General features: G+C 48.0%; 15 protein-coding genes. 6 read left to right on the forward strand and 9 right to left on the reverse strand.

Annotated elements, in window-relative coordinates:
- The first annotated feature begins 76 nt into the window (after positions 1–76).
- Positions 77–1,267, forward strand: coding sequence for a redoxin family protein (locus tag VNQ80_RS20485; protein ID WP_325642238.1), 1,191 nt, complete (start codon positions 77–79; stop codon positions 1,265–1,267).
- 89 nt (positions 1,268–1,356) lie between these two features.
- Here VNQ80_RS20485 and VNQ80_RS20490 read toward each other — a convergent pair whose 3' ends face one another.
- From VNQ80_RS20490 to VNQ80_RS20520, 7 genes are all read right to left on the reverse strand, one after another.
- Positions 1,357–2,259, reverse strand: coding sequence for a TIGR01777 family oxidoreductase (locus VNQ80_RS20490; protein ID WP_325642240.1), 903 nt, complete (start codon positions 2,257–2,259; stop codon positions 1,357–1,359).
- A 326-nt stretch (positions 2,260–2,585) separates the two neighbouring features.
- Complete coding sequence (locus VNQ80_RS20495) at positions 2,586–5,090, reverse strand: phosphocholine-specific phospholipase C (protein WP_325642242.1); 2,505 nt, start codon at positions 5,088–5,090, stop codon at positions 2,586–2,588.
- Positions 5,091–5,166: 76 nt separating this feature from the next.
- The gene (locus VNQ80_RS20500; protein ID WP_325642244.1) at positions 5,167–6,666 is read right to left on the reverse strand and encodes a SusD/RagB family nutrient-binding outer membrane lipoprotein; all 1,500 of its coding nucleotides are present in this window, start codon (positions 6,664–6,666) and stop codon (positions 5,167–5,169) included.
- Between the two features lie 31 nt (positions 6,667–6,697).
- Entirely contained in the window at positions 6,698–9,952 is a 3,255-nt protein-coding gene (locus VNQ80_RS20505) for a SusC/RagA family TonB-linked outer membrane protein (RefSeq protein WP_325642246.1), read from the reverse strand.
- A 179-nt stretch (positions 9,953–10,131) separates the two neighbouring features.
- Entirely contained in the window at positions 10,132–10,536 is a 405-nt protein-coding gene (locus tag VNQ80_RS20510; RefSeq protein WP_325642248.1) for a hypothetical protein, read from the reverse strand.
- Positions 10,537–10,594: 58 nt separating this feature from the next.
- Positions 10,595–11,164: a dihydrofolate reductase family protein gene (locus VNQ80_RS20515; RefSeq protein WP_325642250.1), complete on the reverse strand. Its 570-nt coding sequence runs from the start codon at positions 11,162–11,164 to the stop codon at positions 10,595–10,597.
- A gap of 277 nt (positions 11,165–11,441) precedes the next feature.
- Complete coding sequence (locus VNQ80_RS20520) at positions 11,442–12,608, reverse strand: Gfo/Idh/MocA family oxidoreductase (RefSeq protein WP_325642252.1); 1,167 nt, start codon at positions 12,606–12,608, stop codon at positions 11,442–11,444.
- Between the two features lie 546 nt (positions 12,609–13,154).
- On the opposite strand from VNQ80_RS20520, the gene VNQ80_RS20525 reads away from it, so the two are divergent.
- The 3 genes from VNQ80_RS20525 (at position 13,155) to VNQ80_RS20535 (ending at position 16,271) form a co-directional block, all read left to right on the forward strand.
- Positions 13,155–14,057: a hypothetical protein gene (locus tag VNQ80_RS20525; protein ID WP_325642254.1), complete on the forward strand. Its 903-nt coding sequence runs from the start codon at positions 13,155–13,157 to the stop codon at positions 14,055–14,057.
- 44 nt (positions 14,058–14,101) lie between these two features.
- Complete coding sequence (locus tag VNQ80_RS20530; protein ID WP_325642256.1) at positions 14,102–15,199, forward strand: hypothetical protein; 1,098 nt, start codon at positions 14,102–14,104, stop codon at positions 15,197–15,199.
- 124 nt (positions 15,200–15,323) lie between these two features.
- Positions 15,324–16,271: a gliding motility-associated C-terminal domain-containing protein gene (locus VNQ80_RS20535; protein ID WP_325642258.1), complete on the forward strand. Its 948-nt coding sequence runs from the start codon at positions 15,324–15,326 to the stop codon at positions 16,269–16,271.
- A 4-nt stretch (positions 16,272–16,275) separates the two neighbouring features.
- Here VNQ80_RS20535 and VNQ80_RS20540 read toward each other — a convergent pair whose 3' ends face one another.
- Positions 16,276–17,706, reverse strand: a complete 1,431-nt coding sequence (locus VNQ80_RS20540) for a M56 family metallopeptidase (RefSeq protein WP_325642261.1) — start codon at positions 17,704–17,706, stop codon at positions 16,276–16,278.
- Positions 17,707–17,708: 2 nt separating this feature from the next.
- On the reverse strand, positions 17,709–18,074 hold the full coding sequence (locus tag VNQ80_RS20545; RefSeq protein WP_325642262.1) for a BlaI/MecI/CopY family transcriptional regulator: 366 nt from the start codon (positions 18,072–18,074) through the stop codon (positions 17,709–17,711).
- A gap of 113 nt (positions 18,075–18,187) precedes the next feature.
- Between VNQ80_RS20545 and VNQ80_RS20550 the strand changes: the two genes are divergently transcribed.
- Both VNQ80_RS20550 and VNQ80_RS20555 read left to right on the forward strand, forming a co-directional pair.
- Positions 18,188–18,832, forward strand: a complete 645-nt coding sequence (locus VNQ80_RS20550) for a sprT domain-containing protein (protein ID WP_325642264.1) — start codon at positions 18,188–18,190, stop codon at positions 18,830–18,832.
- A gap of 36 nt (positions 18,833–18,868) precedes the next feature.
- Positions 18,869–20,518 carry a M28 family metallopeptidase gene (locus tag VNQ80_RS20555; RefSeq protein ID WP_325642266.1) on the forward strand — a complete coding sequence of 550 codons (1,650 nt, stop codon included), beginning with the start codon at positions 18,869–18,871 and terminating at the stop codon, positions 20,516–20,518.
- The last annotated feature ends 40 nt before the right edge of the window (positions 20,519–20,558 follow it).

The raw sequence follows: 20,558 nt of genomic DNA on the forward strand, positions 1-20,558 counted from the left end.
CATTAGGCACACCAAGGGTTGAGGCTATCCTATTTACTTGAATTATTGATCGATGACAAATTTAAATTTGTTTGCTATGAAAACCTTACGAAATCTTACGGGGAAGGTCTTGTTTACTGTGGCGCTACTGACGGTGGTTGGCTTGCTAGCAGTACGCGCTCAGGAAAAAATCACGGATTTACAAATCGGTGATGCTGCACCAGATTTTGAACTGCTCGGTATTGACGGCAAGACCTATTCCTTGGCAGATTTCGCGGATGGGAAGTTGCTGATGGTTTTCTTTACCTCAAATCATTGCCCGACATCGCATGGGGTGGAAGAACGCTTATTGGCTTTTTTGGATGAGACGGATAAAAAGGATCTTTCTTTCGTGGCCATCAATCCCAATCATCCGGATGGATTAAGTATTGACGAACTTAGCTTTGGCATTTATAACGATGGGTACGAAGATATGATCCGTTATGCGGCAGATCGCGGATTCACCTTCCCGTACCTATATGACGGCGAAACGCAAGATGTTGCCAGGGCTTACGGCTGCTTGGCCACACCGCATGTATTTATATTCGATGAGCAGCGCAAATTGCGTTACAAAGGTCGTTTTGATGATTCGATGTATGCCGATGTCTCGACGGTAAAGTCGCCAGATGCCCGAAATGCGGTTCAGGCATTGTTGACCGGAGAAGAGGTACCTGTCGCGGTGACGCAACCCATGGGCTGCTCCACGAAATGGCGCAGTAAAAAAGCCGGCATCCTCGAGCGGATGGCGCAATGGGATAAAACTCCCGTTGATGTAGCGCCAATCGATACCGATCAAGTTGCCGCGGTGCGCGCAAATGGCAGCAATAATTTCCGTTTGATCAATGTCTGGGCTACCTGGTGTGTCCCTTGCGTGGAGGAATTCCCGATATTGGTTTCCGCTGCAAGACGATTCGATTGGCGAAATTTTGATTTTATCACCATTAGTGTGGATCATAAAGACCAAAAAGATGCGGTCAAAGCGTTTTTGGAGGGCCAAGGCGCAGGCTTATCAGACCCAGGCCGTGGGCGAGTGCTTGAAGATGGCAGGACAACCAATAGCTACTTGTTTACTGGGGGCAATGCGGATGAGTTGATGAAGACGTTGGATGACCAATGGCAAGGAGGCGTTCCCTACACGGTCTTGGTGAATCCACAGGGTGAAGTGGTCTGGCGGAATCACGGGGTAGTGGAAGAAGAGGAAATGCTCAGGCAAATAGTGAATGTAATCGGTGCACATTATGTGCCTTAAATAGGGTTATTCCAGATGTACCCTCCCGAAAGCCACTTGCAAGAAAAGGTAAATGTAATGTAAACAGGTCTCCTAATGTGTGAGCCGTATTATGGCTGGAGAGCGTTTTCAATGGCATCATATGCTAAGCGAAATCCCGTTTTTTTCAACTTTTCATTATCCACTCTCGAACCGGTCAACAATATTATACCCATCTCTCCAAGCAGTAGCTTTATGAGAAATGCCGGTGCATTGGGTAGAAAACTGCCCTTTCCGAAAGACCTTAGCAATGCTTTTGAAAAAACATTCATCGTAATATGCTGGGACGAAACCACATTGAAAACCCCTGCTATTTTATCATTTTGTAAGATAAACTCATACAAACTGACCAGATCCCGAATATCAATCCAAGGTAAATATTGCTTACCGTCGCCTAAGGAAACATTGACACCTAATTTAGCCAATGGCGCTAATTTTTGATACATCCCACCCCCTTTCCCAATCACAACACCTTTTCTTAAGATGACAGTGGTAACGCCCAGACTCTCAAATTGACGTGCCGCTTTCTCCCACTGATCACAAACAAAGGCCAGAAAGTCGTTTCCATTAACGGATGTTTCTGTGAATATTTCATTGGTGGTAACCGCTCCGTAATAACCCGTAGCAGATGAGGAAATGAAGGTATCTATACGAATAGCTAGTGTAGCTACATATTTATAAAGTACATCGATGGCTTTTGTGCGACTTTCAAGGATCTCAACTTTTCTCTTTTCCGTCCAGCGCTTTTCCGTGATGTTAACACCTGTCAGATTGATTATTTTCGTAACGCCATCAAATGCATCCTTCTCGATATAACCTTTTTCAATATCCCAACGAAAATATCGCACGTTTTTAGCCTGGATAATGGCACTTCTTCGCATCAATACATGGATGGTGTATCCACAAATTAAGAGATGTTTTATCAAGAATTCTCCTACAAAGCCTGTTCCTCCCGCAATAAGTACCTTTTCCATATGCTTTAATTAAAATCATCAGTCATATTATTTGCGTATGGAACCCGGTTTAATTAGCACCTTCACAATCACGACATATACCACCGCGAGAATGAAGCCGATAACGCCTTTATTCGGGATGCGACCTCCATTTAAAAAGAGCTCAATAAGTTGCAAAGCAACGTCGGCACCCAGTGTTAAAGAAAAAATCCACATCAAACCATTGAAGATTTCTGCGGGGGCATTTTTACGAAAAAAAGCTTTCCTTTTAATCGTTCATACCGCAAAGATAATAAGATCGCGTTAACGGTCTGTTAATACAGGAATAAGCGACGATATCGTCTCCACTACACCATGCCACCCATAAGTGGATCGGTATGGCTGGCGTTCCCGGTTTCGACATGTCCGGCAAATCGCTGATAAAAAGACGGATCATGATCACTGGTGACCTCGAGATCATACCAGCCGTAAGAATCTTCCAAATTAATGACAACATCCCTGCCCGAACGCAGCTTATAAAGCGGCTTATCTTTCTTATATGCTATCATGCTAACGTTTAACTCGTGATGCTTCATGCCTTCACTAGAGACAGCCTTCAACAGCACGACTTCCCTATTGTTTACCACCCCGTGCTCCAGCCGTACGCTTGGACTCGTAGCTTTTGCGCCGTGACCGGCACCGCCGAACTCCCTAAAAAAGCCATTTGGACCATAGATTTCCAGGTGATAGGTGTCCGATGCAAATTGATCCAATGGCCAACGGTACTCCAACGGTTCGCCTTCCTTTACGGCAAAGTTCCACGTTCTTCCCATTTCACGGTTTGTACCATAGGGTTCACGGCTGATTGCTATGAACGGGACACCAACGACTTTCGTTTTGGGCAACTTCCCTTCCAATTCAAACCGCACGATCAGTTCAGTCGCCGTATTGCCACCACCACTCGTGTGCGCATTTACCTGCAAATCATAAGGTATAGCGCAGGCCGGCTTGATTCCCTTTTCCTGGCGAGGCAAAAGGTCTTTCGGATCCAACGACCCATTTTTGATGCCTTCCAATTGTTCCGCATCCAACAATTCGAAATTTCCCGGCAAATCCTTGTTACGGGCAGCATGGATACGTTCCACATAACGGTTCCGATCGACCGATTGTATGGTAGGCGCGGTTGTTTCTTCAACCGGGCGGAATACCGAGGTTAGGTTTCCACAGACTAATCGACGCCACTCACTCAGGTTTGACTCTTCTATTTTCTTCCCTGTTTTATGTTCCAGAAAATGCTCCAGAAACATCAGTGTGGAGGTTAGATCACACACCTCTGAATTGACCCACCCCCCTTTTGACCATGGAGATGCCACAACCAATGGTACGCGGAAACCCAACCCGACGGGGCTGTCGAGGGTGGCATCTGTATTTTTCGTCCGCAGCTTTTCTTGGTCTGCGGTCACGTACTCGTCTCGGGTATCTAATCCTATTGGCACCGCTCCGCTTTCTGGCCTGCTGCTCAGCGGCGGTACAAAGGGAGCTATGTGATCGAAATAGCCATCGTTCTCATCGTAGTTTAGGATAAAAATGGTTTTTCTCCATACTTCCGGGTTTTTGGTCAGTATGTCCAAGGCTTCCGACACATACCATGCACCATACCAAGGGTAGCCCGGATGGTCAGAAAATATACCGGGAGCTACCAACCAGGATACTGTCGGTAATTTCCCTTCGTTTACATCTTTCCTGAATTGATAGAAAATGTCCCCTTTGGGCACCTCAACCGTTTTGTTGCCTTCATCGTCTTGATAGGTAATCGTTTCGAGGGTATGGTAATCGGGGTCGCCGGTATTGGTTAACAATGCTCGTTTATGGATTTGCTTTTCGAAGTCGGAAAGTTTTTCGTAGTTCTCCTGGCTGAATACCCGGTGCTCCTCAACTAGCCCTGATAGTTCATTGGACAGCTTTTTACGCGTTTCCTCATCGAGCTCCTTATCATTCAGTAGTTTTTCGATTTCCGGAATGCGCACCGCCCTGTACTGCCTTCTGGCCGGGTGAAACCGTACGCCGTATTGCTTATGGAACTCCAAGTTATTGTTTGTGAAATTGGCCAGCCAAGCATCCTGTTCCCTACTCAGCCCGATGGAAATACTCAATTCATTCTGGTACACCTTCCAGTCTATCCCCGCAGCCTGCAAGCGTTCGGGGTATGTCTTCCAGCTCACATCGCGGTAGTTGATCTGCCCATTCTCCACATGGGCCACCGAATCGCCATTACGGGGTTCTTCGCGAATGGTGCCTGCCCAGAAATACGAGCGGTTGGCACTGGTACCGGTGAGAGAAGAACAAAAATGTTGGTCGCAAACGGTAAAGGCATCCCCAAATGCGTAGTAGAAAGGGATATCTTGCCTATTATGATAACCCATGGTGAGGGGCAAGTGCTTATATTCTGGATTTCCAGGTCTTTTCGCATCCAGCCATTGATCCATTTTACCGTCATTCCTCGCTTGGACCATATCCCGCCAGCCATGTGGTAGTGACCCCATCCAGGTTGTCTTGCTGTTTTCAATATCCAGGCGGAAAGGGCCGTAGCTTTTGTTGTCCTTGTCTGTTTGGAACCATACAGGGATTCCATCGGGCAATTTCATGGCACGGGGATCATTGAAACCCCTTACGCCACGCATGGTACCGTAGCAGTGGTCAAACGATCGGTTTTCCTGCATCAAAAAAACGATGTGTTCTGCGTCGAGGTATGTGCTTCCGGCGGGTGCATCAATGGCTAAAGCACGCTGTATCGATTCCGGCAAAAGATTAATCATGGCCGTGGCACCTGCCAGCAACGACGCTTTCTTTAAAAACGCTCTTCTTGTTTCCATGGTTTATAAATATATTAAGGTAGCTGCCGATTCGTAGGCAGCTACCTCTAGTATTGAAAAATAGTTTAGCTTTAAATCATTGCAACCACCACGTTTTCGAATGTATATTATCTCCTGCCGAATCGAATTGCCTTTTGATAGCTTCCGAAACCCTATCGGCGTTGTTATTGTACTCTGACTGGGGGTACATCCATCGATAGGCAACCCTCACCCCAGCAGCTTTGCGCAATTCCGGATATCCGGTTCTCAAATGGTCGAAATATGCAGACAGCCCACCCTGATGAAACGAACGTAAATATTTCTGCATCATGATACGTGCTATTTTTTCTTCGTCGTTAGCCGCCGCGTCCAACCGAATAATCGGCTGTTGCAGGTAAGCAGTCACGTTATCTTCAGAAACAAAACCGCCGATACCTTTGGCGTAGTTCTCATAAAATTTAAACGCGGACCGTATCCCTTGTTCGTAAGCTTCGCTGGCATCTCCGGTGATCCATCCACGCACGATAGCTTCTGCCAAGATAAATTGCTGCTCGGCGTAGCCCATCAATACTAGGGGCTCGGTGGTAGGATCTTCCGTGTATCGTTCCAACACCTTAGATAAACGGCCTGCAACTGCTTTATTGTTCACCAAGGCATAAGGAACAGCCGGGTCCCCGCCCTCATACGAAGAAAAATCATCCAACGCTGCCCCTGCCTCTTTACCCAAGCGTGTCTGCCCGAACAGCACAAAAAGACGCGGATCCCTACGGTCTTGTAACCGGCGGATAAACGTGGAGTCCACATACATTCCGGAACCGTAACCACTGGAGTTGAACTCTGGATAGCGGTTGCCTTCCTGATTCAAAAATACTAATTGTGCATCATCTCCGGAAATCGAAGTAAACAACGGCTGGCTGTTTACGATTGATGCAAACTCAGCCTTTACATTGATGTCTGGATCATTTTCTTTACTAGACAAGGTCATCAATACTTTCAGACGGAAGGCATTGACCAGTTTCTGCCACTGCGCGCCATCTCCCTGATATATAATATCACCGGTGATGATGTCGGCATTCTCCGCCAGCAGGTCGTTAGCTTCTTTAAGCTCGGCCAATATGCCTAAGAACACCTCCTTCTGCGTATCGTATTTCGGCGTAAAGATACTTTCACGTTCGCCTTTCAGTGCTTCCGAATAAGGGATATCTCCGAAGTGCAAGGTCAAGTTGTAGAAATAGTATGCCCGGAAAAACTTAGCCAAAGCGACATAGCTTTTTGCATCGATTTTTTCGGCCTCTTCTTGCATTTTGACTACGTTACGCAGCAAATCGTACTGTTCAAAACTCCCTCGTTGCCAGCTGTATATCTGGTTAGCGTTTTCCCCATCCGTCTGTACCAGCATTTTCAGTACATAGAGCGGCCCGGTACCTCGCCAGGTTCTGAACGCATCCCATTGTACTTTGGTCAATTGTGCTTGCGGGTGCGTAGTAGCAGCCTGATTGGGATTGACATTCACTTCGCCCAACTTCTTACACGAAACCACCGATATTATGGTGCCCACGGCAAGCAGTATGAACAATTGATAGGATATCCTTTTCATGTTATTGTTGTTTATGATCGTTGAGATAAGATTAAAATTTGACGTTTAGTGACAAGCCAATATAACGTGTGGAAGGATCTTGCAGGTTGTCATCGTTGCCAATGCCAAAATCTGGGTCGACATACGGGATATTTTTCCACATCGCCAGGTTGTAACCGAACAGTGAGGCATCAAAGGACCGCATGCGCGTTGACTTAATCAGTTTATTCAGGTCGTAGCCGATGGATAGCCGCCTAAGTTTTACAAACGACCGGTCGTATACATTCGCAAAGAATTCATTTTCATCTTCGCTAACGCGGGCCTGGTAGGGATAAATCTGACTCCAAGTCTGCCAGCTCACCGCATCGGCAAACGGTTGGTAGGTACGTGTATCAGACACCACGTTCCCATTGACGTCGCGCACCAGCTCACCACCGGTTACCACCACACCGTCAGGCTTATACACATTTTGCCCTGCATCGTATTCGGCTTGTCTGTACAGGGTAGATGAAGGGTGCTTTCCTCCCCACCACATCTTCTCGATCGTCTGCGAACGCATCACCCCACCGATGGAGCCATCGATATCCAGGTTAACCATAAAATCGCTAATCCGGAATGTATTGGTGAACCCAAACTGCCAATCCGGCCGGAAATGACCCAGTATCGTAGGATAGGTATCACGGATAGGCATACCGGTATTGGGGTTGAGGATGACCTGCCCGTCGGCCGACTTCTGCCATACCTGATCGTAGTAGGCATCAGCGCGGTCGTTTAGCTGTAGATTGCCGAATTTGCTCTGACTCCCGTATATTTCGGTCAGTCGTTTTACCGAATGCGTCCAATTAAGTCCGAAATTCCATTGAAAATCTTGGCGCTGTACCGGAGTGGCAGATAGCATCACCTCATACCCGTTCGTGCGGTATTTGTTCCCGTTTACCTTTCTCGATTTGAAGGCGGAAGCTTCCGAAATGCTAAGGTCTATAATCTGGTTTTCATCTGTTATATTATAGTACGTGAAGTCTACGGACAATCGGTTTTTGAACAAGGCAAAAGCTGCTCCCAGCTCTAGCGATGTTGATTTTTCAGGAAGTATGTCTGGATTGACGATACCCTCGGGGTAAGAAACTGAGGGTGTGGAGCCGTAAGTAACATCTTTCACGTAGGTAGCGCTGGTTCTGTAAGGGTCTAAGTCATTGGATACCTGTGCCCATGAAGAATACAGTTTTACGAAGTCGATCTGCTCAGGCAGGCGGAAATAATCTGAAACCATGGTACTCAACGACACCGCCGGATAGAAGTAGGAGTAGTTATCTTTTGCGAGGGTAGATGACCAGTCGTTCCTACCCGAAAAGTTCAAGTAAGTGGATCGGAACAGATCGAAACTGACAGACCCATAAGCACTCCGGATTACTTTTTCTTCCAGGTGATTTTCTGCCCTGACCGGCCCTTGGGTGTTATTGAGGCTATATACAAACGGCACCACCAACCCGTCGGTAGACTGATGGCCCGTGCGTAGCGTACGGGCAAACGTCGCTGAGCCGGCATTGATGGTCAACCCAAAATTATCCGAGAATTGCTCGTTATATGAAGCCAGTATGTCCGCATCGAAGTTGAGCCTGTTGTTGGTCCACATCTTATAATCTCCGTTTCTTGAATCCCCATAATTCATATACGATTTGGGGCTCTTCATATCTTCAAACACCATGTGTTGACGGGCCGCTGCACGTCCGCTCAACGTCAGCTTTGGGGTAATGCGCCACGTAAGGCTGCCTTGACCATGTAGAATATCCCGGTCGTGATGTTGCGTAAGCTCCGTATTCGCAAAATAGGGGTTGTTGTACCATGCATAGTTATAGTTCGCTTGGCGGTAACCCTCCTGCCCTGGTATATACATGTGTTTTTTTAGATCCTGTCCGTTCACGTCGTTACCCATCCAAAGCAAAATGGTGTACATATGGTTTCGGGGGCCGTAGCCATAGCGGGGGTAGTTGGGTGAGTTGACTTTATTGTAAGACAAGTTTACATCCAACTGTAGGTTATCGCTGAAATGGTAGGAACTATTCATGTTCACCCCACCAGAATGCAACTTCGAATTTGGCACCTGTCCTTGCTGGAACGCATATTTTCCTGATACAAAAATACGGGCCTTTTCGGTTTTGTACGATACGGTCATGTTGTTTTCGGTAATGATTCCCGTTCCGAGGAAATCACCCAGATTATCGTAGCTAACCCAATCTATCGGCACACGCTCATAGCGCGATTTGTCTTCGTAAATGGTTCCGCTTACATCCCCCCACCACGGAATTTCCTCGCCGGTTACCTTATCGCGTATCGGGCTGTTCCATTGCGGTATTTTCAACCCGATGTCCAGTTTAGGGCCCCAAGTCATGTCCCCATCGGAGATGCCGCCATCGGCTCCGTCCCAAAACTCGTACTTTCCATTTGAACCACTTCCAAACTCGCTTTGGCTCTCCGGAAACACGGTAAACCCAGCGCTAAACATATTGGTAGTACCCACACTGATTTCCAGCCGGTCACCTTTGGCCTGTTTGGTGGTGATCATAATTGCACCGTTTTTTCCTCTCGATCCATAAAGTGCTGAAGCTGCGGTTCCTTTCAGCACGTTGATGCTTTCGATGTTCTGACTGGGAATGTCATAAAAATCGGTTTCCACCGGGATATTGTCTATCACAATCAACGGCGTGTTACCCCTCAGGCTAAACGTTGGGGCCTGAAAAATGCCCGTGGGATTATTGACGATCAGACCGGCTACCTGCCCAGAAAGCGCCGACCCTACGTTCATGGTTTTTGATTGCTGAAGTACCTCCGGCTTTACCTCCTGAGTGGCATATCCTATCTTACGCTTCTGTTGCATAATGCCGATAGCGGTAACAACCACTTCATCCATTGCTGATACTCCAGCCTCCATCACTACATCGATTGCTTTTCCTTCAAACAGGATTTCTCGGGTCTGGTAGCCCATGAATGAAAACTGGATCACATCGCCCACACTTGCAGCCAAGGTGAAGCGTCCGGCGTCGTCTGTAGCTGTAGCAGCTCCGGTTGTTTGATTAACGACAGAAACTCCCGATAGCGGAACTCCGGGTTCACCCTCTACCCTTCCTGAAACGATTTGCTGAATGGCATTTCCAGAGAGATGGATTTCTGCCTGCCGTTCATGTTTCGGCTGGGCCAAGCCATTCCTGGCATAAACATTCTGTTGTTGTAAAAACATGCTAAATGCAAGAGCTGTAGCCGCTGTGAGTGCCTGCCATGGTCTTTGCTTACGTTGTAAAAAATTCTTCATGTTGATGAGTAATAATGACAAAAAATCACATTGATTTTGATGAAAACACTGATTTTCCGGCAAAATTACATGCGGGTTATTAACACTGAATTAGGCGCGTGTTAAGAAAAGCTGTTTCGGGACTGAACAGCCGGTATAGGCAGAAACGGGGTTGTATCGGCAATAATCGCGATAATAGTTTACTTGGAAACAAATGTACTTACGTTCCCTACACCATCCTTGTTTTTGAGATAAACGGCTACAGGATGGAAGCGCACGGTATCAAAGTGGGGCGGTTCGAGCTGGAGGGATTTAGGAGTAGCTTTGTCAGCCCGGAAAAAGTAGGCTTTCGTTACGCTGCCGTAGTCGTTGTGGGGTAACAGCTCCCCGCATGCCAGGTAATCAGCGTCATTGGTGTCGGCTACGCTGAACGCGTATATTCGCACAATACCGCCCTTGTTCTGTTCGTTCCGGGCAAATGCGATTTCCTCAAACCCACCTTTTAAATCTGCCGGTCCCTGACGTTGCAGGAAATCCTGAACCAGTAATGTGCCAAAGACAACAACTACCGATCCGATAAGCAACTTACGATACTGCTTAACCATAATGGCACAAAACTACGAAATACCTATCCGTCTACCCAAAACAGTTACGTCGCTGGGATTATTGCACCGATCCGGCCGTGTTTTCTACTGGCTCGTAATACAGCACGATGGCACCCGAACCGAATATTTTAGTCTTTACGAGCTTTAGCAACGTCATATCGCCTATGTTATTGAATAACCGTAAGCCTTTCCCTACGATAACGGGGTGTACACAGAGTTGGTATTGGTCAACTAAGTTAAGTTCTCTAGCGGCTACAATCAAACTCGGGCTACCTATCAAAATGTCTTTATCCGATTGTTGCTTGAGTGCCAAAACTTCGTCTTCGAAACTTCGCGTTGCAATCCGCGCACTTTCCCAACCCACCTTTTTTAGCGTCCGGGAAAAGACAATCTTGGGAACGCTGTCCATGATTACTGCGAATTCATCAATTGCATGGTTGCCGGTAGGATTTTTAACGACCGGGGGCCAATATTCCATCAGTTGATAGGTTATCCTTCCGTATAGAATGGTGCCGATATTACCCAATAGCTCACTGTAATGCTGATGCAATTCATCGTCTGCAATGCCGTACGTATGATCGCAAAACCCGTCAAGCGTCATATTGATTCCTGCAATTATTTTGCCCATACTGTGTTATTTTAATCGTCGTTTATTACAAAGATACCACTGCTACTTGGTAATGGAGTTGGGAAAAGGAGACAAAATAAGGGGGTGGAAAAGACAGCGGTAAAATCTTTCTCCATAGCGGGATGGTGGTAAAAAAGCCCCGAAACGGGGAGGATCGGGGCTTTCAAACTAACCAATTATAAACCTAAATTATGAAAAGACAATTTTACAAATTTTACTAACTGACTATATAACGCCTATCGCCCCTGTTTTGTTACAATGGAAATGTTAAGAAATGTTAAAATGAAATTTCCACCCGATCGCCACTTTCCATAGCCCGGTAAATGGCTTGCAGAATCTTCACGTCCTGCCTACCCATCTCGCCGGGCACGGGCGTAGGCCGGCTTTCTTTAATCGCCTTAGCAAAATCATCCATCTGATAGGCTTGTTGGTTTACTTCCGCGCAATCCATTCCGCCTTCAGAAGTTTCCCCTTTAATCCCGCCGTAGGGATAAGCCGGTTCGAGCTTGGCCCAACCGTGTTCCGCTTCGGCCCGCAGGACGTCCATGTTCTCGGAATAGCTCGTCTTGCATAGCGCGGTTATTCCGCCCGGAAATTCCATCTGCCAAGTCAAGGATTCTTCTACTTCACTAAACATTTCCGGGTCGGTCTTCGGGCCTTCCTGGGCGGTAACGGCAATGGGCTCCATGCCGAGGGTATACCGAGCGCCCTGCACACAGTAGATGCCCACGTCCATTAGTGGGCCGCCGCCGGCCAGCGATTTATCCAGCCTCCAGCCTTCGGTGCTTTCCATGCCATTTTCGGCGATGATGTGTTTTATTTCACCCATCTCTTTCTCCTGTCCGAATTTCATCATTTCCATGTTGTGTGGCTCAAAGTGAAGCCTGTAACCAATGGAAAGCATTTTTCCCGCTTTTACGGCTGCGGCAATCATTCGGTCGCAATCGGCAACGGTAACTGCCATGGGCTTTTCGCAGATAACGTGCTTTCCTGCTTCCAATGCGCGGATGGTATATTCTGCGTGCATCGCGTTTGGCAATACCACATACACGATATCGATATCGGAATTTGAGGTTATCGAATCGAAGTTTTCGTAATTATATACGTTGTTCTCCGGGATGTCATATTTGCGGCGCCATTTGCCGATTTTGTCAGGCGTGCCAGTGACGATGCCTGCCAGGTAACAATGCGCGGTCTCTTCCAAAGCAGGTGCCAATTGACCTTCACTATATTGGCCTAATCCAACCAGTGCAATTCCAAGTTTGTGGTCGGCCGGTTGCTCGCGGGCTTGTCGCTCAGTTTGCTCTCCGCTACCGGAGGCACAGCCACTTAGTCCTTGCAGGCTGGCAAAGGCCATCCCGCCCATACTAATCAGCGAAAGCTCACCTACAAACTGTCTGCGTGAATAATGCCCTTTACCGGAAATCTGATATCGTCCTTCCATGTTTCATTCTTTTAGTCTTATTCAGGATGACAGTCAACAAACGGAATTGTTGGAAAAAACTGAAATGAGCGCAAACAAAAGCCCCGAAACGGGGAGAATCGGGGCTTTCAAACTAACCAATTATAAACCTAAATTATGAAAAGACAATTTTATGATTAAGGATACTCAAAACACATGCCGGTTTAACCCTCAAACTGTTAAAATTTGTTAAACAGACAATGTAGTGACGAATCGGATTATCTGCAATTCCCCCGGATTGTCACCAAAAAGCGAGATAGTCTACTGTTGAAGCCCGCCCTGATCGGTTAACTCCTGAAGTACACCCGTGTAGTATAGACTCATTGCCGTCGTAAAATAGACCGTTATGGATTTCCGTACGAACGGAATGAACATGAATAAGATGAACAAAGCTTTCCCTTAAAGTGCTTGCTAACTTTGTTCAGACAATAACATTTTGCCACACATGAATAAACAACGCTTAATCTGATTTTTCGCATACCACGTCAATCACACGCCAGATTCATACCCCTTGCCTATGATTTGATTATGTACTATCACGTTACATCTACCTCTTTTTCACGCCTACGTTTAGTGGTGGTCTGCGCTGCGTTGCTAGTCGGCGCGGTGAAGGAAGGGTATGGGCAAAGGGTGTATGGAAACCGAGACCTAATAAATTCTGTATATAGTCCGGGAATAGCAGGAATTTTGTTAGGCGTCAGTGGCGTTGAAAACAGATCAAATGCGATAGATGGTGATTTGGATAACTCCTCTCAGCTTCGACTTGTAGCATTAGGTGGTTTGGAAGCGTGGCAATCGATTAGATTCCCTAGCGGTAATTTACCTGCTCCCAACTCCCCTATATACGTGAAGTTGACACCACCTCCCGCTGTTTTGTCGCTTCTAAGCGGTATTTCGATTGTACGAACGGTTGGAGACGACGCAACTACGGTTGGAGAGGCTTATTCTGACGGCCAACTTTTGGACCTGCTAGGGCTATTGTCAGAAAATCAACCTGTCGAGTTTACCATCCCTGTTCCGGAAGATTCTCAAGATCTTGTTGAGTTCGATGGTGTTCGTTTTTGGATAGGTGGAGTCTTGAGTGCTGGATCTATAGGCCGTTACTATTTTGCATTTTTTATTTCCAAACCACTGTTACTGTCACCATCGAAGGAGATTTGCGAAAAAGAGCAGGCAAGCATTCAGTTATCTCATTTCGAACCTGGATATAAATACAGAGTATACTCTAACGAAACCGGTGGGTCACCCATAGCAGAGACAACTTCATCTCTACAAATATCACTACCAACGTTTGCGACGGAAGGGGTTTTCACCTACTGGGTGGAAGCTGTAGATAGCGATACCTATGTTTCAGCAAGGGTACCGTTCAAGGTAACCGTACTTCCCCAACCCGGCAAGCCTCACCTCACCATCACCGATATACATAATTAAAGATCACCGAAATATATAAATGAACAAAATAAAAACTAAGTAAAATGGATTTGAAAACGACAAAAACAATGTTAAAACTAGGTCTGGTGGGTCTATTTTTAACAACATTCATCACATTAGCACAAGCTCAGAGTATCGACAAAGACCCGCAGGCCCAAATTCTGGTAGGTCCAGAAACTCCAATAAGTGATGCGGGCCGTGTAACGGCCATCACACCACTCTTGACAGGCGGCAATAGCGATTACGAATCCCTTCATGCTGTTCTTTTCTACAATCCAACCGCACCAGGTTCAGGGTTAACGCTAGTTGCAAGTTTAGTGGAAGATCATGCCACTCGTACTGGTGGAGATGCGCTCGAATTTACGATGTACAAATGGTTCTATATGGGACAAGATAACAACGCTGCCGTGGCAGACTATGGTCTAGCAGTTGGGGGCACCGATAAAACAGTAGGCTTGGACACAGACCCAAACAAACACACTGTTACGAATCTTGCTCCCGGTTATCATTACTTCCGAGTAGAGGGCTACATCATTCCTGAAGGTGCAGACGATTCAGAATTATGTACCGTAGAAGACGAAACATTCGTAGTATACGTATTACCACCACTTGCCGTTACCACTACACACACAGGAGAGAATGGATTATTATTACAGTACTGCGAAATTGATGCAGCAACCCAGCAAAACGTACAAATGACTGCCACCGTTGCTTATGATGGCGGCTATACTGGTGATCCCGCCATCGCGAACGGTTTTGAGCTCAAATACACCTGGTATGCGGTTAAATCAGAACATGCAACTGATATTTTTGCTGATGATATAGCTGACTTCCCCACAATAGACCCTACCAAAGTGGATATTGGTGCTGCTGTTGCGCAGCCTGAAGCAATCGTCGTATCAAATACAAATGAGTTCACACCGACTATAGCTACTATTGGTTCTTATAAATTCTTTGTTGAGGTAGAATATACAGTCAAAACTCGCGACTATGACGGGGCTGAAACGGATAATGCACGTAAACGTGTCCACGCGATCTATCGCCAGTGGTTTGGGGGAGCGGATCAAGACTTAGCGAGCGTGGTCTTCGTAACTCCACAACCAGGCAAGCCGCATATCACCGTCGAAGGGGTAACGGATTAATAGCACACAAAAGCGGAAGCAAATACAACAGGGACTACATCGTCATTTCGGCGGCAAAGGGATCCTCCCTATGCTTCGCCGAAATGACACCCTTTTAATTACTTTCCTTAAGAACGGGAAACCAATGGTCCAGTGGTTGAGGTATACGTGGGTAGTACTGATGCTGTGCATAGCAAGCTATGTTTCGGCACAGACTGGGCAGTCCGTGCACCTAGTGCAGGGTAGCTCCGTGACCTTACGCGCAGATGCCGCCAACGCCCTCTCCTACCTATGGTTCCACAATGGCAAACCGATAAACGGCTTCCACGACCAACGACTTATCGTTTCGGAAGCAGGCATCTACACCGTAATGGCATTGGGCACCGACTGCAACTCAGACCTCTCCGACCCCGTGGAAGTGATCGTCGACCCCGGTGGAGAGCCAGTAGTTGTAGACATGCAGATACACAATACGCCCGACCGGCACCTCGCCATGATCAACGAGCTATTCAGCTATCAACTCCTTGCGGTGAATAATGGCAGCCATACGGCAACGGGGGTGGTGGTAACTGCGAAGCTGCCTGCAAATGTAATCTATGAAACAGTACTGGGCGCCTACGCCGGCGAGGTTAATTACAACATGGCCACACGGGAACTTACATGGCTCCCGGGCGACATGACTCCGGGGCAATCCGAAATACTCACCATCAGTGTACGGGCCAACGAGAAAGGCATGGCACCCCAGCTAGCTGTTGTAACAAGCGCCGAGCCGGATAGCAACCCCGCCGACAACGAAGCGGAAGCAACGGTGGAAATCGTAGCGCTGGAGATACCGAACGGCTTTACACCGAATGGCGACGGGCTAAACGACCGCTTCGAAATCCGTGGCTTGGAATTCTACCCCGAGAACCGGCTGTTGATTTTCAACCGCTGGGGTAACGAAGTGTATAACATTACCGCGTATAAGAACGACTGGGATGGCGCATCCCTAAGTGAAGGGACGTACTACTACATCTTCGAGTTGCGGTTGCACAGCGGGCACTGGCAAACGTTCAAAGGGTTTGTAACAATTGTGAGGAATGTGAATCGGTAAACGTTTATTTCCCCTTTTTGGTCGTCACCTCAATCACTCCTTTCTTTCCTTTGTCACCATATTTATCCGTCGCTGATGCTCCTTTAAGCACATTCATGGCCTTGATATCGTCGGGCGACAGTTTACTGACCGCCGCCACAGAGGATTCCTCCCCATCGACAACAATAAGTACGTCGTTTAAATCGTTGGCGGCTGATGGTTCTTCCTTCTTGGACGCGTCCGACTTGCCGTCGTCGATTATCCGTATTTTACGGAGTTCGGTGGTATCGGGCCCAGCGGCATCTCTTTCTGCCTTCGCTTTGGTGGTGATAAGGACGACCCCATGGATACCGCGGTGGCCGTAAATGGCCGTGGCGTTAGCGTCCTTCAGCACGCTGACGCTGGCAATCGTGCTGGCGTCAAGCGTGGTGATATCAAACCCGTTTTTCTGCTCCTTACCATCCAAAATTATTAAGGGGGCACGCCCGCTATCCGGAAGTGTGCCGACAATCTCGGCAATCGGCTTGTCGCGCTTGGTTTTTGTAGTATCTTGCTGCGGTGCTCCGTGCCGCGGTGCCTCGATAGTAGGTTGGTAAGCCGCGCGGCTCATCGTGAAAAACAATACTGAAACGGCGATAACAGGCACGGCAACCAAGTACTTACCCAAGTGCAACCGCGAAGAATGTTTTTTATTCATCATCATAATACGTGTTTTTAGGTTTTTGAAATTGAAGCCCTGGACTATAGCCGGGTAGGCTTCCAACTGCCGGCCGACTCCCAATAGGCTGTATTGGTAGGCTTGCTTGTCGACCCCGCTCCGAAGCACGCTCCGATCGGTAATAAACTCGAGGTTTTCGCGGATGGCATGGCGAAGCAACCACATGCCCGGGTTGAACCAGCACAGCACACAAAACACCTCGGCCAGCAGCACATCCACCGTGTGCAGCTCACGCACGTGCACCTGCTCGTGCTTGAATATTTCCGTCAGTTCGCTGTCAGCGTGGTTATGTACGTTTACATAGATGTTGCGCCAAAACGAAAACGGCCGAATGGGTGCAAATACCTGTCGGTAGCGGAACCACTGCCACGTAGCCGGCTGCGACTGTCCGTGGAGACGCCGTAAACTGAACAAGCGGACGACGAATTTGGCCGCGAACCACACGGCCCCAACGCCGATTAAGCCAATAATGAAAGGCCATCCGTTGAACGCGGCGGCAGGTACTTGCTCCCAGTCGGGGATAAGGTACACCACTTCACCCGGTAGCTCCTGCACCGGTGTTTCAAACAGCCCCGCAAGATCAACCAAGGGGTAACTGAACGAAAAGAGCAACGCAAACAACAGGTAAAATCGGTTGAGTGTGTAAAACGTGAGCTTACGTAGCAACAACCGATACCCGACATAAAACAGGAGGATGGCTAGATTGGCTTTCAGCAAATAAAGAACACTCTCCGGCATAGCTATTTATTTCGTTCGTTCTTGATCATGTCGAGGATTTCGTCGAGTTCATCGGCACTGATTTTCTCTTCCTTGGCAAAGAAACTTACCAGCTCCTTGTATGAATTACGGAAGTAGTTGTTTACAAACCCGTTCATGTAAGCTTTCTTGTAATCTTCCTCGGCAATCTGCGGTTCATACCGGTAGGCATTGGCATACCGTACGGTTTTGACGTACCCTTTGGTTTTCAGCTTGGCCAGGGTCGATGCCAAGGTGGTATAGGGCACCTTCTCCCCCGGCATACTATCTAGCAGTTCCTTGACGAAACCACCTCCATTGCGCCACACCAATTGCATCGCTTCTTCTTCCTGTATTGTCAGTTTCTCCATACCAATTACGACTTTGGCGTAAAGCTACGAAATTATCGTAAAATAGCAAAAACTTTGTTGTTATTTTTCGAAGATCGCTTATTCTCGCCTATGATTACTGCCATGTTTAGTTTATGTTTGCACCGATGGAGGATTACAGCGCACAGCTCCGTAAATACATGCCCGCCTTGGCCACGCCAATCATCTCGCGGTGGATCAACGACAGCGGCTGCCAGTTCCGCATAAGCCGGAGCCGAACCTCGAAACTGGGTGACTACCGGCCACCTTATGGCGGAAAGGGACACCGTATCTCGGTAAATCATAACCTCAATCCCTACGCTTTTCTTATCACCTCGGTACACGAATTTGCCCACCTGAAGACATGGAACACCTACAAGAACAAGGTGAAACCCCATGGGCCGGAGTGGAAATCAGATTTCCGGGAGCTTATGCGCCCCTTTATCCGGTTGGGTTTGTTTCCCGCCGACATTCAACAGGCCATTGTCCGTTACCTAGATAATCCAGCTGCTTCAAGTTGCACGGACCTCCAGCTTTACCGTGTATTGAAACGATACGACGCCCCGGAAAATCCGGTGCACACCGTAGAGCAACTACCGGAAAACACCGTATTCTCCCTCAAAAATGGCCGCGTATTTCAGAAAAAGGAAAAAATCAGGAAGCGGTACCGCTGCATTGAAGTGGCAACCCGACGTATATACCTATTCAGTCCGGTGGCTGAAGTTATACCGGTGAAACACGAGAAAGCTGATGGCGATTAAATATTTATTCCGTACTTTAGCACCTATTTCATGGCTATGAAGAGATTCTCTTTTGTTGGTATAGCAGCTTTTAGCATTGCGGCATTGACATTGGCCTCATGCGGCGGTCCGGATAGCAGCGATGTATCTGAAGGCTTCGACTTACCCGTCATCGACACCGAAAGCTTCACTACGTATGTGAAAACCCTTTCGGGGGATGACTTCCTCGGCCGCAAGCCATTTACCAAGGGCGATACGCTCACCGTGAATTATATTGCTGATGAGTTCCAGAAAATCGGACTGGAACCGGGAAACGGCGACAGCTATTTCCAGGAAGTTCCCATGGTCGAAATTACGTCAGCTCCGGGCTCTTCACTTGTCTTCAATAAAGGAGGCAAAGAACTCCGCTTGGGTTACCTGGATGATTATGTGATAGGCAGTCCGCGGACTGACGCACAAATAAACATTTCGGAAACAGCGTTGGTATTTGCCGGATTTGGTATCGTTGCACCCGAATACCAGTGGGATGACTATGCCGGACTGGATGCAAATGGCAAGACGGTTGTGGTGATGGTGGGCGATCCGGGATTTTATGATGATGGTCTTTTTAAGGGCGATACGATGACGTATTACGGTCGCTGGACATACAAATTTGAGGAGGCGGCCCGGCAGGGAGCCACCGGCGTGTTGATTATCCACGATACGGATGCTGCCAGTTACGGCTGGAATGTGGTGCGGACCGGATGGACGGGTCCACAGCTGGCGCTGGAGACACCCGATGGAGCATCCTTACCTGCGGCATTCGAAGGCTGGATAACCACGGAGGCTGCCGACAGGCTTTTTGAACTGGCCGGCCACACCGACTTGATTGCCCGCGCGAAGAAGCCAGGGTTCAAACCGGTGCCGATAGACGTCACTACCGGCGTATCGATAGCAAACGACGTCCGCAAATCGACTTCCAACAATGTACTGGGCAAGGTGTCCGGCAGCAAATACCCGGATGAATACCTCATTTACACTGCTCATTGGGATCACTTGGGCGTTGGCGAACCGGTCGACGGCGACTCGATATACAACGGGGCTATCGACAACGCCAGCGGCATTGCTGCACTTTTTGAACTGGCAAAAGCTTTCAAATCGTTGGAGACGCCGCCTGAACGCTCCATCCTGTTCTTAGCGGTCACCGCAGAAGAGCAGGGCCTGTTGGGTTCGGCCTATTATGCCAGCCACCCCGTGTATCCCTTGGGGAAAACCGTGGCCAACATCAATATCGATGCATTGAGTCCGATAGGACGTACCAGTGACATCGCTGTTATCGGACTCGGCCATTCCGATATGGATGATTATGTAATGCAAGCTGCCGAACGGCAAGGACGCACCGTGGTAGCGGGGGGAAACCCTTCTGCGGGTAGTTTTTTCCGTTCGGACCATTTTAATTTTGCCAAGGTGGGCGTACCAGCACTATACACGGGAAGCGGCAGCAACGTTACCGGCAAAGACAGCGCTGAGGTTGCCCACCTGCGCGACGCATTCGCCAAACGGTATCACCATGTGAGCGATGAATATGACGAGACGTGGGATGCAAGTGGCATGATTGAAGACATCCAAATCGTATTCGCGGTGGGTTATACACTTAGCCGTGAGCGGACTTTCCCGAAATGGAAAACTGGCTCCGAATTTAAAGCGGTAGGCGAAGAGCGGTTTTAGCTTACCACAAAAAAAACAACGATTAAAGACAGGAAGAGCA

It is taken from the genome of Parapedobacter sp., from assembly GCF_035556095.1.
Classification (GTDB): Bacteria; Bacteroidota; Bacteroidia; order Sphingobacteriales; family Sphingobacteriaceae; genus Parapedobacter.

What these genes read in the sequence shown, in the direction of transcription:
- VNQ80_RS20485 (WP_325642238.1), top strand. Translation starts at nt 77, where the DNA reads ATGAAAACCTTACGAAATCTTACGGGGAAGGTCTTGTTTACTGTGGCG.
- VNQ80_RS20490 (WP_325642240.1), bottom strand. Translation starts at nt 2,259, where the DNA reads ATGGAAAAGGTACTTATTGCGGGAGGAACAGGCTTTGTAGGAGAATTC.
- VNQ80_RS20495 (WP_325642242.1), bottom strand. Translation starts at nt 5,090, where the DNA reads ATGGAAACAAGAAGAGCGTTTTTAAAGAAAGCGTCGTTGCTGGCAGGT.
- VNQ80_RS20500 (WP_325642244.1), bottom strand. Translation starts at nt 6,666, where the DNA reads ATGAAAAGGATATCCTATCAATTGTTCATACTGCTTGCCGTGGGCACC.
- VNQ80_RS20505 (WP_325642246.1), bottom strand. Translation starts at nt 9,952, where the DNA reads ATGAAGAATTTTTTACAACGTAAGCAAAGACCATGGCAGGCACTCACA.
- VNQ80_RS20510 (WP_325642248.1), bottom strand. Translation starts at nt 10,536, where the DNA reads ATGGTTAAGCAGTATCGTAAGTTGCTTATCGGATCGGTAGTTGTTGTC.
- VNQ80_RS20515 (WP_325642250.1), bottom strand. Translation starts at nt 11,164, where the DNA reads ATGGGCAAAATAATTGCAGGAATCAATATGACGCTTGACGGGTTTTGC.
- VNQ80_RS20520 (WP_325642252.1), bottom strand. Translation starts at nt 12,608, where the DNA reads ATGGAAGGACGATATCAGATTTCCGGTAAAGGGCATTATTCACGCAGA.
- VNQ80_RS20525 (WP_325642254.1), top strand. Translation starts at nt 13,155, where the DNA reads ATGTACTATCACGTTACATCTACCTCTTTTTCACGCCTACGTTTAGTG.
- VNQ80_RS20530 (WP_325642256.1), top strand. Translation starts at nt 14,102, where the DNA reads ATGGATTTGAAAACGACAAAAACAATGTTAAAACTAGGTCTGGTGGGT.
- VNQ80_RS20535 (WP_325642258.1), top strand. Translation starts at nt 15,324, where the DNA reads ATGGTCCAGTGGTTGAGGTATACGTGGGTAGTACTGATGCTGTGCATA.
- VNQ80_RS20540 (WP_325642261.1), bottom strand. Translation starts at nt 17,706, where the DNA reads ATGCCGGAGAGTGTTCTTTATTTGCTGAAAGCCAATCTAGCCATCCTC.
- VNQ80_RS20545 (WP_325642262.1), bottom strand. Translation starts at nt 18,074, where the DNA reads ATGGAGAAACTGACAATACAGGAAGAAGAAGCGATGCAATTGGTGTGG.
- VNQ80_RS20550 (WP_325642264.1), top strand. Translation starts at nt 18,188, where the DNA reads ATGTTTGCACCGATGGAGGATTACAGCGCACAGCTCCGTAAATACATG.
- VNQ80_RS20555 (WP_325642266.1), top strand. Translation starts at nt 18,869, where the DNA reads ATGAAGAGATTCTCTTTTGTTGGTATAGCAGCTTTTAGCATTGCGGCA.